The 14,458-nt window shown below is 61.6% G+C and carries 18 protein-coding genes; 11 read left to right on the top strand and 7 right to left on the bottom strand.

Features of this window, described 5'->3' with window-relative positions; genetic code table 11:
* The first annotated feature begins 215 nt into the window (after positions 1-215).
* Positions 216-893: a phytanoyl-CoA dioxygenase family protein gene (locus ELY13_RS09930; RefSeq protein WP_126173760.1), complete on the top strand. Its 678-nt coding sequence runs from the start codon at positions 216-218 to the stop codon at positions 891-893.
* A 545-nt stretch (positions 894-1,438) separates the two neighbouring features.
* Here the strand turns inward: ELY13_RS09930 and ELY13_RS09920 are convergent.
* Positions 1,439-1,849, bottom strand: coding sequence for a DUF6334 family protein (locus ELY13_RS09920; RefSeq protein ID WP_126173758.1), 411 nt, complete (start codon positions 1,847-1,849; stop codon positions 1,439-1,441).
* 124 nt (positions 1,850-1,973) lie between these two features.
* Here ELY13_RS09920 and ELY13_RS09915 point away from each other — a divergent pair, with 124 nt between their 5' ends.
* Together ELY13_RS09915 and ELY13_RS09910 are read left to right on the top strand one after the other, a co-directional pair.
* The gene (locus ELY13_RS09915; RefSeq protein ID WP_126173757.1) at positions 1,974-2,210 is read left to right on the top strand and encodes a hypothetical protein; all 237 of its coding nucleotides are present in this window, start codon (positions 1,974-1,976) and stop codon (positions 2,208-2,210) included.
* Positions 2,211-2,298: 88 nt separating this feature from the next.
* On the top strand, positions 2,299-3,078 hold the full coding sequence (locus ELY13_RS09910) for a HEAT repeat domain-containing protein (RefSeq protein ID WP_126173756.1): 780 nt from the start codon (positions 2,299-2,301) through the stop codon (positions 3,076-3,078).
* 622 nt (positions 3,079-3,700) lie between these two features.
* Here the strand turns inward: ELY13_RS09910 and ELY13_RS09905 are convergent.
* From ELY13_RS09905 to ELY13_RS15660, 3 genes are all read right to left on the bottom strand, one after another.
* Positions 3,701-4,327 (bottom strand): tyrosine-type recombinase/integrase, encoded by a 627-nt coding sequence (locus tag ELY13_RS09905; protein ID WP_126173755.1) that lies wholly within the window; start codon positions 4,325-4,327, stop codon positions 3,701-3,703.
* A gap of 152 nt (positions 4,328-4,479) precedes the next feature.
* A complete protein-coding gene (locus ELY13_RS09900; protein WP_126173754.1) occupies positions 4,480-4,707 on the bottom strand; it encodes a hypothetical protein in 228 nt (75 codons plus the stop codon).
* A gap of 1,004 nt (positions 4,708-5,711) precedes the next feature.
* Positions 5,712-6,161, bottom strand: a complete 450-nt coding sequence (locus tag ELY13_RS15660) for an RES family NAD+ phosphorylase (protein ID WP_420897421.1) — start codon at positions 6,159-6,161, stop codon at positions 5,712-5,714.
* A gap of 165 nt (positions 6,162-6,326) precedes the next feature.
* Between ELY13_RS15660 and ELY13_RS09890 the strand changes: the two genes are divergently transcribed.
* Complete coding sequence (locus ELY13_RS09890; protein WP_126173752.1) at positions 6,327-6,764, top strand: hypothetical protein; 438 nt, start codon at positions 6,327-6,329, stop codon at positions 6,762-6,764.
* A gap of 549 nt (positions 6,765-7,313) precedes the next feature.
* On the opposite strand, the gene ELY13_RS09885 is transcribed toward ELY13_RS09890, so the two are convergent.
* Together ELY13_RS09885 and ELY13_RS15170 are read right to left on the bottom strand one after the other, a co-directional pair.
* The gene (locus tag ELY13_RS09885; RefSeq protein WP_126173751.1) at positions 7,314-8,591 is read right to left on the bottom strand and encodes a hypothetical protein; all 1,278 of its coding nucleotides are present in this window, start codon (positions 8,589-8,591) and stop codon (positions 7,314-7,316) included.
* A 17-nt stretch (positions 8,592-8,608) separates the two neighbouring features.
* Positions 8,609-8,851: a hypothetical protein gene (locus tag ELY13_RS15170; protein ID WP_126173750.1), complete on the bottom strand. Its 243-nt coding sequence runs from the start codon at positions 8,849-8,851 to the stop codon at positions 8,609-8,611.
* A gap of 62 nt (positions 8,852-8,913) precedes the next feature.
* Between ELY13_RS15170 and ELY13_RS09875 the strand changes: the two genes are divergently transcribed.
* The 6 genes from ELY13_RS09875 to ELY13_RS09850 all read left to right on the top strand — a co-directional run bounded on the left by ELY13_RS09875 (position 8,914) and on the right by ELY13_RS09850 (position 11,939).
* The gene (locus ELY13_RS09875) at positions 8,914-9,255 is read left to right on the top strand and encodes an ArsR/SmtB family transcription factor (RefSeq protein ID WP_126173749.1); all 342 of its coding nucleotides are present in this window, start codon (positions 8,914-8,916) and stop codon (positions 9,253-9,255) included.
* The gene (locus tag ELY13_RS09870) at positions 9,252-9,653 is read left to right on the top strand and encodes an ArsI/CadI family heavy metal resistance metalloenzyme (protein ID WP_126173748.1); all 402 of its coding nucleotides are present in this window, start codon (positions 9,252-9,254) and stop codon (positions 9,651-9,653) included. Before ELY13_RS09875 ends, ELY13_RS09870 begins: the two co-directional genes overlap by 4 nt.
* A gap of 97 nt (positions 9,654-9,750) precedes the next feature.
* Entirely contained in the window at positions 9,751-10,305 is a 555-nt protein-coding gene (locus tag ELY13_RS09865) for a hypothetical protein (RefSeq protein ID WP_126173747.1), read from the top strand.
* An 87-nt stretch (positions 10,306-10,392) separates the two neighbouring features.
* A complete protein-coding gene (locus ELY13_RS09860; protein ID WP_126173746.1) occupies positions 10,393-10,854 on the top strand; it encodes a Dps family protein in 462 nt (153 codons plus the stop codon).
* A 12-nt stretch (positions 10,855-10,866) separates the two neighbouring features.
* Positions 10,867-11,487 (top strand): 6-phosphogluconolactonase, encoded by a 621-nt coding sequence (locus ELY13_RS09855; protein ID WP_126173745.1) that lies wholly within the window; start codon positions 10,867-10,869, stop codon positions 11,485-11,487.
* Positions 11,475-11,939: an NUDIX hydrolase gene (locus ELY13_RS09850; RefSeq protein WP_126173744.1), complete on the top strand. Its 465-nt coding sequence runs from the start codon at positions 11,475-11,477 to the stop codon at positions 11,937-11,939. Before ELY13_RS09855 ends, ELY13_RS09850 begins: the two co-directional genes overlap by 13 nt.
* On the opposite strand, the gene dinB is transcribed toward ELY13_RS09850, so the two are convergent.
* Positions 11,936-13,075, bottom strand: a complete 1,140-nt coding sequence (gene dinB, locus ELY13_RS09845) for a DNA polymerase IV (RefSeq protein WP_126173743.1) — start codon at positions 13,073-13,075, stop codon at positions 11,936-11,938. The genes ELY13_RS09850 and dinB overlap by 4 nt on opposite strands.
* 86 nt (positions 13,076-13,161) lie before the next feature.
* Between dinB and ELY13_RS09840 the strand changes: the two genes are divergently transcribed.
* Complete coding sequence (locus ELY13_RS09840) at positions 13,162-14,433, top strand: multidrug effflux MFS transporter (RefSeq protein WP_126173742.1); 1,272 nt, start codon at positions 13,162-13,164, stop codon at positions 14,431-14,433.
* The last annotated feature ends 25 nt before the right edge of the window (positions 14,434-14,458 follow it).

The following is a 14,458-nucleotide window of genomic DNA, read 5'->3' as shown; positions in this document are numbered from 1 at the left end:
AGCCCGGACATCGGCCGCTCCCACGACGCGAGCATCCGCAATTCAGAGCATGGGGGGGGGTCAAAAGTCCGGCGCACCGGATTCAGTACCGGCGGCTCTGCCGTACGATAACGCTAACTCAGTTTTTTGCCCGCCATCACGCACGAAGCCGAATGTCTGCCTTCGACCCATTTGCGACATTGCGCGAATTTCGGACTGACGCTTAGTTGGCTGCCATGATCAACAGCACGACGGATCACTTCGCCTCTTACGGCGCGCAGCTATTCAAGGGCGCGCTGAAGCCATGCATGGGCGAGTTGTTGACGGCTGTTGAGCACGTTCCGATCGATGAAGCCGGGGTTCGCCTTCATGGCATCGAGGCACTTCGGCCGCTTCTCGCCAGTGAAGGCTGCCTCGGAGCCGTTGCCGCAACCGTCTTGGGCGCAGGTGCGAAACCTGTTCGAGCCATTCTCTTTAACAAGTCTTCGGAAACCAACTGGTCGCTCGCGTGGCATCAGGACAGAACCATATGTGTGAAGGAGAAGCGGGAGGTGCCTGGTTTCGGTCCCTGGACGGTCAAGAGCGGCATGATCCACGTCGCGCCGCCGTTCGACTTGCTCACGAGGATGGTGACCTTACGGGCGCACCTTGATGACGTACCTGTGAGCAATGCTCCGCTGCTGATTGCTCCCGGCTCACACACCTTGGGCCGAATAGCCGTCGATGAGATCGAAGAGGCCGTGAAACAGTGCGGCACTGCAACCTGCATCGCAGATGCAGGCGATGTGTGGCTTTATGCAACGTCCATCCTTCATGCCTCGGAAGCCGCCTCGATAGCGACGAGCCGGCGAGTGCTTCAGGTAGACTTTGCCGCCGAGGTTCTGCCTCACGGTCTCGAATGGCTGGGGATCTAGCGTGCGACTTTATCGGGGGTGATCATTCGCTGCGAAGGTCTGAACGCGACCCGTAGCGGACATTCGCACCGCTCGCTAAGCTCCTCACAAAGAGAGCGAACCGATGCGACTTTTCAAGTCACTGGTAAGATGGATGGACAAGGATTGGGAGGCGCGTGACTACAGTCCCGTCCATGCCTACGCCCAACGGTTCGTTTGGGCTGCGCCCTTCTTTGCTGCGCTCCTCCTTGTCGCTCTCTTCGAGAGTATGGGCTTCCAAAGAGAATCTCCTGTGATCGTCGGCTCGCTGATCCTCGGGTCGGTTGGCATGTTCCTCATGCTCGGCGTTTCGCTCTATCGTTGGATGGCAGGATATAGCCGGAGCGACTGGCAGGACAGGAAAGCTAAGGAGCATCGGGCAGATGTCGCCGCTCGACGGAATATGTCTCACTCGCCATCGACGGAAACCAGAACACTCCCAGCCGATCAGGACGATTAAGCCTATGCCGCTTGCCACCCGTTACAGACATTCGGCCAATCTCTGCAAACGACACCCATTGCGGATATTAGGCTGCTATCCGTGTGACCCGCGCGCATTGGAGCCGGGACGCCGCGCCAGTGAAGCTGTAGGCGGGATCGACCCCTTCCAAGCCGATTGTGAAGGTGTCCAGGTAACCGCGATAATTGCGGCCTACCCAGCACCAGCCGAGCCTTCGCGAGACGATCTCTGCAAGCTGACCAAGCGTCTGCCAGTCGGCGTCATGCATTGCCGCAGCGTCCTCGAGAGAGACGATAACCTCGTCCGTGTCATGGTTCACGCGCATGACCACGGCCTTGGCCGCCAGCACCAGCGCGATCTGATCGCAAACTAGGCTGCCGTCAGTCATCGGGCGTGAGCCGGTGGCGAGCACCGCCGCCACGGCAACGCCATCAACTTCTTCCCAGTCGAACTGGAGCATCGTTGCCTCGTTGCTCATAGAACCCATCTAGCCGGAACGAATGTCGGCTTTCCACCCATTGCGGACATTCGCAAGCTATCGCATTCTCCCAGCATGCAGATGCACCCCAACTTCGCGGCAAATCTGACCTGAGGAGTTTGGGATGAAGACCGGCACTGACGGTTTCGCGGGATGGATGTGGTCTGTCGTTGCAGTCCTGACATTGCCGCTGATGCTCTGGAATCTACTAACCCGCGATTGGGCAGGAGTGCTGATTAACGGTACAGTAGCGGCGATGGCCCTTTTCATTGCACGTCGTGCTTTTAAAGAACGAACAAGGCTCCGACGCGGCAGCGATGTCTCTGCCAGCGCAGACGAAACCGACCTTCGAAATCCGTAAGTCCGCTTCCCACCCACTCGCGACATTCCGCCTGAAGGTCTGACAGCGACCCATTGCGGGCACTAGCAGTGCATGCAAAGCTTTTGAAATGAACTCACCGGCAGACGACAGGCGTTCGGTACCGGAACTCTTCGAAGTGGCCCTATGCTCGGGAGATGAAGATGTCCGGTGGGATGCCGTTGCGGCACTCCATTGGCGGGGTTCGCGCGGTATATTTGATCGTGCGGCGAAGCTGTGCCGGTCGAAGGATGCGGAGGAACGAGCGCTGGGGGCCGACATCTTGGGTCAACTCGGCATCCCTGAGCGCACGTTCCCCGATGAGAGCTTCGACACGATTGCGACACTGTTGTCAGACACGAGCGAGGAGGTTCTATTTTCTGCAATCCTTGCTCTGCAACACGTCAATTTGAAGCGTGCCGCATCGCACGTCCTCGCTTTTTGCGACCACCCGAACGACAACGTTCGATACGCTGTAGCTGTCGCTCTCGGCGGAGTGGATGACGAGACGGCGATCAAAGCTCTTGTCCGACTTGCGAGCGATGGGGATGCCGAAGTGCGAAACTGGGCCACGTTCGGCCTTGCACAACAGTGCGACGTAGACACTTCGGAAATCCGGGAAGTACTGGTCGCCCGTCTTGAGGACCAAGATCAGGACGTGCGCTACGAGGCGATCTACGGCCTTGCCCGCCGCCGTGACGCCAAGGCCGTGGGGTACCTGAAGACCATTCTGCATGATGACCCCGACGATGTATTCGCCAGAGAGGCAGCGGCCCTGCTCGTAGGAATGGAACATAGCGGCGACACCAGCACGAGTGATCTGCTCGGAGCGTTGCAGCGGCATCAAAGGTGGTCCTTGCGCAGAGCGTAGTACCCGCTTTCCACCCTATCGCGACGTTGATCGCGAAGGTCTGACAGCGACCCGTTGCGGACATTCAATTATTCCTCGTCATTGCCGCGCAAGTTCCGGCTACGAACTATCTGCTGCGGCGACTCGAAATCCAAACATACATGACGGGAGATATAATAATTCCGATGCTGATCAACGAAGCTGTAGGATTGTCAAAAGAAAGAAGGGCCGAAAAGTAGGAGGGGCCTCCCATAAAGTAGCCGGAACCTGCCACAAGCAGCGACAAGGAAAGCAGTAGCAAGACTACAAGGTGCTTTTCTCTCATGCGAATCCCAATTCTTCCCCGGATGCCCATCCCTCGGCTGGGGCAGGTTAGCTTTAGGGCTCTTCCGCGATGGAGCAACGTGGCCGTTGTAACTGAGCGTCCGCTTTCCACCGAGGCTGTGTGAAAACGCCTGATCGCGCTTCGGATCAGAAATATTGTATCACAGTATGATCATAGGCGACATGAAGGCTGCATCAGTGGGAGATAACGTGAAACGTCGTTGCGCAACTCTTGCCAAGTCTGAGTTTTCACACAGCCTCCACCCATTGCCGACATTCATCGGGAAGGACTGAGTGCGACCCGAATCGGACATTCTGCTCAGAGCTCCAAGCTTTCAGATAGCTCGAGGGCATCGTCCACCTCGACCCCAAGGTATCGGACCGTGCTCTCCAGCTTCGTGTGCCCGAGCAGCAGCTGGCAGGCTCTGAGGTTGCCGGTCTTCTTGTAGAGCAACGAGACCTTGGTCCGGCGGAGGCTATGCGTTCCGTATGCGGATGGATCGAGCCCGACGAGTGCAACCCACCTGTCCACGAGCCGAGCGTACTGCCGGGTGCTCAGGTGAGCCCCCTTCTTGCTGCGGCTGGGGAACAGCCAGTCGTCAAGTCCGAGCCCTTTCGCTTCGATCCACGCTGCCAACGATCGCCTGGTTTGTTCCGTCACCTCGAACTGGACCGGCCGGCCGGTCTTGCGCTGGAGGATCATCACCCGCGACTTCACGCCCGAGGCAGACAGCAGATCCGACAGGCGCAGCGCCACGAGGTCGCAGCCGCGCAGCTTGCTGTCGAGCGCCAGGTCGAACAGCGCCAGGTCTCTCGCCCGGTTCGCCACCTGAAGTCGGATGTGAATGCCCCAGACATGTACCGGCTTGAGCGCGAGCTTGGCTCCAGTGGGCCTGCCACCCTTCCGGTTGCGGTATGTGGGCGACGGTAGACAGACATCGAGCATAGGAGATCTCCAGCAATTGCTGGAGAGCTACGGTCTTGCTGGTCTGAATGTCCGGAAGGGGTGGGAAAAGGACCTTTAGCCGAACATCGTGGATAGGTGGAAAACGGCTTCTTCTTTCACTGCGATATGCTGCGTTAGAGACCGACAAACGATCAGCCACTAGCAACAAATGCGAATATCCTCAGCCCGACAAACCGTAAAAGGATGGCAAATGCGAGAATCCCAAGATCCACCTTCAGGTCATAAGAGGTATACCCCCAGCCGAGTCCAAGTATGATATCAAGCGCACATAATGCTGTAATGAAGATGATCACCAGTATTGCTACGAGCGACATTGTCCTGAAAGCAGTGCCAATCTGTTGAACGGTCATAGCGGACATCCCAGTGGCTTGGTAGCACCCGTGGCTGTTTTGCCAGCACCGCCCGCGAGGTATCCGCCCATTCCTGCACGTGGCCCGCCACTCACCGAAGCACCGCTACCATCTAACGAAACCGACGCCTCACCACCAGCCGGTGCGGCAAGCCCGCCCATTTTGTTTACCAGAGAAGAAGCAGTGGCTTCGACCCACTTGTCTATGATCGGATCAAGAGCGGCATAGGTGGTCACATGCCGAAGATGCCGCCGATCCCGAAGGTCCGCAATGGGTCGCTGTCAGCCCTTCAGGCCGAATGTCGCGAAAGGGTGGGTATCCGCACCTAACATCGCCACCGCCTACTCCTCCCATATGCGTAATGCTGACACCGCCCGCTCGTAGGTGGCTTCCAGAGCAGGCAGTTCATCAGCATTCAGATTGATGGTGAGAGCGAGATCGTCGGCGGGTAACGTTGCGCTGCATAGACCGGGATGGTCCGGTATCGTCATCTTGAAGCAACTCACGAACGGAGCGGGCGAACCTGAGGGCATTTCGGGGCTATACGTCCAGTGTGTCTCGTTTCCGTTCCTAAGCCAGCGGCGTCCCCTCCATTCAACTTCCTCTGGCGCGCAAATCGTCGAGTTTACACGGGCTTTCAACCCACGTGCTCGGGCGCAGATCATCTCCCGCTCTTGCACCAAGACCGAGCGTTGTTCCGTTCGTGCGGCGGTGGGGTTCAGCAAGAAACTGAACCCATCCTCCTCGGGCTCGGGCAAGAAGAAGGGGCGTTCGCTCTCAGGGATAAGGTTCTCTGGTGGCACGCGGAACCGATGTTTTCCCACGCGCTCGACCTCCTCGCTGCACCCCCAAAGGAAGAGCGCGGCCAATAGTAGCCCATAGCTGCATAGCGGATGCGTTTGCCGTCTGCCTCCCATTCCAGCAGATTGGAGGCTAATATGAATGCCCGCAATGGGTCGCTGCCAGACCTTCAGGCGAATGTCCTGAACGGGTGGAAAGCGAAAGGTCTCCCTTCAATACTCGAACCGAGAAATCGGACCCACGTAGCTCAGACAATGAGGTTCGAAGACTACGACGTGCGACAGATCGGGACGCGAACGAGACGAATATAGCATGGCCAACGCTCCTGCGTTTCTTGCTGCATCGGAGTAGCGCCACGTCGGCGACGGCGTCCCGACTTTTCTTCGGATGTCTTGCCAGACGATCGATGCAGCTTTGTCACCCCGAATATCCGCCACGATCGGCGCACTGAGCCACATTGGAATGAGTACTCGCGATACGCCATCCGACAGGTAGCGTTGGATGGCCACGCGCGTCCCTTCCACACTGAGCGATGCGTAGGCAGCTGTTTGTCCCAAATGGTGAAAGCGCCCTTCCGGCGCCGCTGCGGGGGCTGCAGGTGTCTCGGCGAGGCCGACGGGGAGCAACCGCCAAACTGGACCTTCGAATGGCTCTAGAGGCATTACCATCTCGCCCGCTTTTGGCGAACTCACGGCTGCTCGGCAACGTCCGACTTGGGTCGCTGTCAGACCTTCGCGATCAATGTCGCAAACGGGTGGCTTTCAGACCTCGAGCCCGCATATCATGAAAGGGTGGAAAGCGGACCCCGACGGTGTCATAACTCTCGGGTGCCGATCAGCCGCAAGAATATTGTCCGGGGCTTCCTTGCTCTGATCCTCATTCTTGCTGCGGCCTATTGCGCGAACGTTCTCTATCAGCCTCGTCCAAGGCAGATCATTGGCTCCCTGCTACGCCTTGAAAGTGTTCCAGCTTCGCTGCGAAACGCCGAATGCGATTCTTGGGGATTCACTGACGTTTTCACTACATGCGCGTTCGAGATCGATCCTGCCGACTTCCCGGCGCTATTGACTGGCTGGTCATTCACCCAGACTGCTGCTGAGGGCGGCAGCCACCAGTTTAGCACCGGGCTGAAAGTCGGCCCGGAGTTTCCAGTCGCCACTCAGTTCTCAATCGTTAACCCGCCGGCGTTTCCTCACGGCGGGCAGGTGCTCCTTGTAGCCGACGCGGCCAAATCACGGGCCCAGATAGACTACTACGAGGAGTAGTCCTGAATGCCCGCAACGGGTCGCGTTCAGACCTTGGTGCGAATGTCGCGAAAGGGTGGAAAACGGACGTTCGGTCGATGTCTCGAAACATTGGCAAGCGGACATTCAGGCCATGGGAGACTTGGGACCCGATGTACGCATGAGGAGGCGAGGCTTGTACCCAGGACAGTGACACCCGTCGGGCGAATCGCGCATCCGCAATTCAGAAAATGGTTAACGTCCGCCCGCGTGCGCTACAATTCGCTGCCACCCGCTTCGTTTGGGGGTATCATTGGGGGTATCTCCACGAGGAGAGATTACAGGAATGGCAGAATTTAGCTATTGTTCGGCGACTTTGCGATTCCCTTCACCCGCTCCAGGCTTGCTGGGCGCAGAAATCAGCCGTTTTGATGCTTTACGCGCGTCCTTGTCGGAGGCCTTCGGCGGTAAACCTGCGGTAATAGCGCCGGGGGGCGAGCTATTTAAGCTCGTCCACACCAGTAGCTACGAGCGAGCGACGCAAGTCGCGGGCGATGCGATGATCAGCGGGTGATTGAAGCGGTTGGGGACTCACCCTTCATCTGCCCCGGTCAGGAGCACTGGCGCAAATCCGCCGCCGGGGGTTCGCATGTTGGTGGCTTGTCCCTGATATAGCCGCGCCGCAGTCAGCAGCAATTCGCTGCCGTACGTGTACAGGCGGACGTCCATCTTTCGGGAGACGATTTCCTCATCCACCCGCATCATCCGCTCGCCGGGCGGGAGATAGACCTGGGCTACGAAGTCACCCGACTTCACGATGCCCGCCCACACACCTCGGGTAAGCTTGTCTCCCCGATAGGCGGCTTTCGATCCATGCCCACGTGCAGGTTTGAAGAACAAGTGCTTGCGGTCTGCCCATAAGGTGCCGGCCCGCTCCGGGGTGACCGCCACGGTCCTAGGGATCCCGGACTGGAGAACTTCGATGGTTTCCTCGCGGATACCCCAGGCGGCAAGTCGGGCGGGGTCCGACAGAAGGATGAGGTTGCGCTTGTCCGCGTAGAGCGCATGATTGCGCGGGTTGGGCGTGAGAACCACGTCGCCTGCAAGGTAGGCGCTGCGAAGCGGCAGATGATGCAGCTCCTCGAGGGCGAAATCGGTTAGCCGGTTATAGACCAGATCAACCGGTCGACCGTCGATCAGCAGGCGGTTGCCTTCGTGGCGGAAGGCGGACGCATCGACGATTTCCGCATCGTACCCTAGGCGCAGCAGCATTTGCCGGGCCAGGGTGAATGCGGGATAAAGGTACTGCTCGGAAGGGCGGTCGTCGGTAATCCCGATCCGGTGCAACGTTCCCGTGCGGCCGCTGGTGCGCCATTCGGCTTCCAGCATCTCGGCCACCGCGGCCTCGAACCCGCGGGGAGGGGAGATTCGGGCGCGGGACGCTGCCCCGCAGCAGCGACGCTGCGCCCGGGCCAGAACGGCGTTGAGGAAGGCGCCTCCGGCATTAGTGTTGATCTCGATCAGACCGGGCCCGTCCGGACCCAGATGGAAATCATAGCCCATGAAGGCGCCGCGTGCGCCGTGATCCACCCGCGCAATATCCGGCGCGTAAGCCAGCACCGCATCGACATAGCCGGGACTGGCAACGACGTCCTCAATCGCGGACACGATGGAGCGCATCCGGGCGAGCATCTCGACCGGAATAAAGCTCGTGACACCCGAAAACAGGTTGGGGTGGCTGCTTGCCAGTGCGTCGAAAAAGCCGTCCTGATCTGCCTCCACCGCCAGTTCCCGGCGCAGGGATTCGCGATCGACCGTGAGGCACAGGCATTCAGTGTTCAGGTCGGGCGGGGGGATGCGGGCAGACATGTCAGCCTCCAACTACCTTAATGCGGCTGGAGTAAAAAGGAGCGCGCACTTGGTACGTTCCGCGCGCGATGGAGCCGCCGGGAATGACCGCGCTCGATCAGGGTAGTTTCCATGATTATAGAAATGACTTGACGTGTAGCTGCGGAGTTGTCATTTCCATACATGTAGAAACAAAGGAGTTGATCGTGGCAGAGCGTCTCTTGAACATTGTCGAAAAAATCCTGGTCATGACGGCTCGCCAGCAGCAGCTGTGCTGCCATCGGGAGGTGGGCAACATCCCTGCGCGGATGCTCCGCTCCCCCGCAGATCGCGGGCACCACTGATGGGCGGCGCAGTCGCCGTGGAAGCGTTGGGTGCGCTTGCTCACGAGCATCGGCTCGCGGTTTTCCGGCAGTTGGTGCAGGCAGGCAGCGACGGCATGCCAGCCGGCGCGCTTGCCGAGGCTCTGAGCATTCCCAACAGCTCCCTTTCGTTCCATCTTGGCCAGCTCAGCCGTGCCGGGCTGGTCACGCAGGAACGGCGGCACCGTTCGATCATCTACCGCGCGGACTACACGGCGATGGACGCGCTGGTCGGCTTTCTGACGGAAAACTGCTGCCGGGGCAGCGAGGCTGGGGACCCTGAAGCCTCCTGTGTCAGGCCAGCAGAAGGAGGCCAGGCATGAAGCGTCTGCACGTTCACGTCGGTGTCGAGGACATCGAGCGGTCGATCCGGTTCTACTCAACCCTGTTCGGGACCGAGCCGACCGTTACCAAGCCCGATTATGCGAAATGGATGGTTGAAGATCCACGCGTGAACTTCGCGATTTCCACCAGCGCCCCGAAGGGGATCGAACATCTTGGCGTTCAGGTGGGGAGCGAGGCCGAACTGGCCGACGTTTATGCCCGCCTGCGCGCCGCGGATCGTCCCGTGCTTGAGGAAGGCTGTACCACCTGCTGCTACGCGAAGTCCGAAAAGAGCTGGATCGCCGATCCGCAAGGAGTCGTCTGGGAGGCCTTCTACACGAGCGGGGAAGCGACTCGGTACGGCGGCGGACCGGCGCTGGCGTCCCTATCGGCGTAACCGGCGACTGGAAGCTGGCAGCCGGGTGTGCTCCACGCTGGTGGAAGTGGGGCGCGGCTCTTCCTTTGCCGGGTCCGCTACGCCATACCGCCCGGACGTGGCAGTCTTCGGGATCGGCTTCATCCTCTGCGCTCTTGCGTCGATTGGCGCGCGAGACCGGCCGCTTGTCGCCCGCTTGTCCGCCCGGCTGGGGACAGGTGCGGCGCTGCCCTGCGCTATCTGCCTGGCGGTGCTGGCAAGTTCGGCGCTGGCAGGCTGGGCAGCCTCGCTGGTGGTGCCCGCCATCGTGCGGGGCCTTGCGCCGGTTCTCGCTGCCGTCTCCTTGGTACTGGGAGCTGTGCAACTGATCGCGCTCCGGCCCCGGCGCGTGCCTGAGGAGCCGACTCGCTCATTCGGGGCAATCTTTCTGGTCCTGCTTGCCGGACAAGCGTTCGACCCGGCGCGGCTGGCGATCTTTGGCCTCGCTGTCTGGACCGGAGATACGGTTGCGGCCACGCTGGGCGGCGTGCTCGGCAGCGGGATTGCGCTGACTGCTACCGCAGACGGCAGGGCCGCATCAAACGCGCGTCTCTGGTCGGTCCTCGCGGCCTCGGTACTGATCGCCGCAGCAGGGGCGATGGCGTTCGGTGCGCGGCCCTTCCTGATCGATTGAGCCGATTGACATGAGCGGCTTTCTTGGTGAACCGCTGAGCCGTTCAAATCGTTACGTCAGTCAGAACCAGCAATCAGGGGAACGAACATGGCCCAGACCGGCGACAATTCGAAAATGGCTTTGGTAGAGGCGTTGAATGGCGCGCTCGCCGATCATCTGGCGCTCTACGTCAAGACCAAGAACTTCCACTGGCACGTCGCGGGCGCGCGGTTCCGGGACTTGCACTTGTTGTTCGACGAGCAAGCCGCGCAGCTGATCGCGCTGGTCGATCCGATCGGCGAACGCGTGCGCAAGATCGGCGCAGATACTCTGACATCGGTCGGCGCGGTCGGCCGGACGACCGTCATCGCGGACCGCGACGACACCGCGCTGAACGCCCAGGCGATGGTCGAGGAACTGCGCGATGATAACCGCAAGCTGCTCGACCGGCTGCGTGAGGTGAAGAGCACGTCCGAAGAAGCGGGCGACCATGCAACCAGCGGCGTCGTCGACGACTGGATCGATCAGGCGGAAGAACGCGTCTGGTTCCTTTCGCAGACCGCCAAGTGATCCGTGAGGGCAATGGCCCGGGCTGAAATCATCGAAGGCGCGGACGATGCGGCCATCGCGGGATGGCTGCATCGGCGTCTCTCAGCCGCGCTGGCAGGCGCGGATGGTTCGGTGGCGCTCACTGTTCCGGGCGGCTCCACGCCGTTTCCGATCCTGAAGCAGCTGGCGGCAATGAACCTTGAATGGGAACAGCTGGCCGTCTGGCCCGGGGATGACCGCTGCGTGCCGGAGGATCATCCGGCAAGCAACACCGGGCGGATCCGCGCCGTGCTTGAGCCCACAGGGGCTGAAATCGTTCCGCTGATGGCGAGGGAGGACGTGCCGCGGTTCGCACTCGCCTGGCTGGGGATGGGAGAGGACGGGCACATCGCCTCTCTGTTCCCCAACATCGATCCGCGCACCGACGATCCGCAGCTTGTCCGCCGATTGACCCCTGATCCCCTGCCGCCGGAGGCGCCGTTCGACCGGATTACCCTGACGATCCCCGCTCTGCTCAATTCCGGGGAATTGCTGTTCGTGATCCGGGGGGCGGAAAAGCGCGGCTTGTTCGAAGCGGCGCTGCGGGGGGAGAACGACCTGCCGATCGCCCGGCTTCTCGGCGCGGCGCGCCAGCCCGTGACATGCTTCACCTGATCCCGGCTCCGCTGCATCGGCTGCTGTATCGCGCGGCGGACTGGGGCCGCCGGCGCTGGCTGCGCTGGCGCGGCGGAGAAGTGCACGGCTGCACCATCATCGCGCAGGATGAGGAAGGTCGGCTCCTGCTGGTTCGCCAGTCCTATGGCAGCCGCCGATGGGTGTTCCCCGGAGGCGGTATCCAGCGGAACGAGCATCCCGAGACCGGGGCGCGGCGCGAGTTTGCCGAGGAACTGAGCTGCGAACTGCGCGACGTGAGCATGCTCGGCGTAATGAAGGAGCCGTTCCACGGCGCGACAAACGTAGTCCACGTGTTCACCGGGCGCATCAAGGGCACTCCGCAGCCGGACAAGCGCGAAATCATCGAGGTCGGCTTCTTCTGGCGGAGCGAACTGCCGGAGAATGCCGATCGCACCGTTCACCGCCGCTTGCGAATGCTGGACCGGAGCTAGAGCAGGCGCAGCTGGACCTTTTCCGGTGGCGACTTCTCGGCGGATTGCTCACGCTCCAGCCCGCTCAGCGTGAGGCCCATCAAGCGGACAGGCAGCGGCAGCGGCAGCGCGTCCGTCAGCAGGGTCAGCGCGACGCGCGCGAACTCCTCCCTGTTCTCCACGGGCCGGGAGAGGGAGCGGGCCCGGGTGATCAGGCGGAAGTCGGAGAACTTCAGCTTCAGCGTGACCGTGCGCCCGTGCCCCTCCTTGCGGGTGATCCGTTCCCAGACGATCTCGACGATGTCGTCCAGCGCCGCACGGAGGGCGGGGCCGCTGGAAAGATCATCCGCAAAGGTCCGTTCGCCGCCGATCGACTTGCGCACGCGGTTGGCGCGCACCGGGCGCAAGTCGATTCCGCGGGCCGCGCGGTAGAGGTAATCGGCAAAGCTGCCGAAATGCTCCCGAAGAAACGCAATGTCCCGCGCCGCGAGATCGGCGCCGGTTTCAATACCGAGGACCGCCATTTTCTCCGCTCCGCGGGGTCCGACGCCGTGGAACCGGCTGACTGGCAGGCCAGCCACAAATCGGGCGCCTTCGCCGGGCCGGATCACGCATAGGCCGTCGGGCTTGTTCTGATCGCTGGCAAGCTTGGCGAGGAACTTGTTGTAGGAAACTCCCGCGCTGGCGGTCAGCTGGGTCTCCTTCAGAATCCGTTCCCGAATCAACTGGGCTATCCGGGTTGCCGAGCCTATCCCGTGGAGGTCGTCGGTCACGTCGAGGTAGGCTTCGTCGAGGCTGAGCGGCTCCACTTGCGGCGTGTAGTGGTGGAAGATCGCGCGGATCTGCTCCGACACCTCGCGGTAGCGGTCAAATCGTGGCGGGCAGAAGATCAGGTCGGGGCACAGCCGGGCTGCCTTGACAGACGGCATCGCGGACCGGACGCCGAACGGGCGCGCCTCGTAACTGGCGGCCGCGACCACGCCCCTGCCGGAACTTCCCCCGACCGCCACGGGCTTGCCGCGTAGGTGCGGATTGTCCCGCTGCTCGACGCTGGCAAAGAACGCGTCCATATCGACATGGATGATTTTCCGAAGGCCTTGCGCCTCAGGTTCGGTATCGCCTGACTCGACGTGCGGATGGGGGGCTTGCTGGGCCATCGGGTGATTCTAGCAGTTCCGGTTTTGTTCGTCAGCAGGGCAGAATCGGCTTTGCCGCAGTGCAACATGGGTTTAGGGGCGCGACTATGGCAACACATGCGATTCCCCGCCACCGGCGGACGATCGGCGAGCGCGAGCTGGTCGTGATGCTGGCCCTGCTGATGAGCTTGCAGGCTCTGGCGATCGACGGCATGCTGCCGGCGCTCGACAACATCGCGCACGAACTCGGCGCGCAAGACGGCAACCGCCGACAGCTGATCGTCGCGGCGTACCTGCTGGCTGGCGGGGTCGGGACGTTGATTCCCGGCTCCCTCGCTGACCGTTACGGGCGGCGTCCCGTGCTGATGTTCGCGATCGGTGCCTATTCTGTGCTGGCGCTGGCGATTTCCTTTATCCACGACTTCACCCTGATGTTGGTGCTGCGCGGCTTGCAGGGTTTCCTCGCCTCGGGGCTGATGGTGATACCGAACGCAATTGTCCGGGACCGGTATGAAGGGGACCGGATGGCGCGGCTGTTCTCGCTGATCAGCGCGGTGTTCATCATCGTCCCCGTGTTCGCGCCCAGTCTTGGCCAACTGGTACTGCTGTTTGCCGGATGGCGCTGGATCTTCGTGCTCCTGGCGGGGCTGGGCATCCTTGCCGGAATCTGGGCCTGGATCCGCTTGCCCGAGAGCCTCGATCCTGCCGACCGGCAGGGAGTCCATGCGCCGACGATCCTGCGCAACATGCGGATCGCGCTCCTGACCCGGTCCTCCGTCGGCTATGTGCTCGGCACTTCGCTGCTGATCGGCGCGGTGTTCGGCTATGTGAACAGCGCACAGCAGCTGCTGGGCGAACATTTCGGTGCCGGAGCCTGGTTCCCGGTCGTGTTCGGAGGCACCGCGGCGATGATGGTGGTTTCCAACCTCGTGAACTCCCGGATCGTGGAGCGGTTCGGCGCGCGGCGCGTCTCGCACGCGGGGGTCCTGATCTTCATGGTGGTCAGCTTCGCGCAAGTCTGGGCGGCGTATAACCGCCCCGGCGAACTGGCCTGGTTCCTGCCGCTGATGGCGACCAACCTTGGCTTGCTCGGCTTCCTCGGCGCCAATTTCGGCTCAATCGCGATGCAGCCGTTCTCCCACATCGCCGGAGCGGCAAGTTCGGTGCAGAGCTTCTTCCGCATGTTTGGCGCGGCCGTGGTCGGCTTAATCATCGGGCAGGCCTACGATGGAACCGCGCGGCCTTTCGCGCTTGCGCTGCTGGTCTGCAGCATCAGCGCGCTGCTGTTGGTGCTGTACAGCGAGAAAGGGCGCTTGTTCCGCCGGCTGAACAAGCCGGGGGCCCCCCGGCCGGTCGTCGACGTGGAACAGCCGCTTTAAGGCGCTCTGGCCGGACCTGGACGGC

The sequence above is a fragment of the Altericroceibacterium xinjiangense genome, from assembly GCF_003958635.1.
Taxonomy (GTDB): domain Bacteria; phylum Pseudomonadota; class Alphaproteobacteria; order Sphingomonadales; family Sphingomonadaceae; genus Altericroceibacterium_A; species Altericroceibacterium_A xinjiangense.
This window is presented reverse-complemented; position numbering and strand designations above follow the sequence as displayed.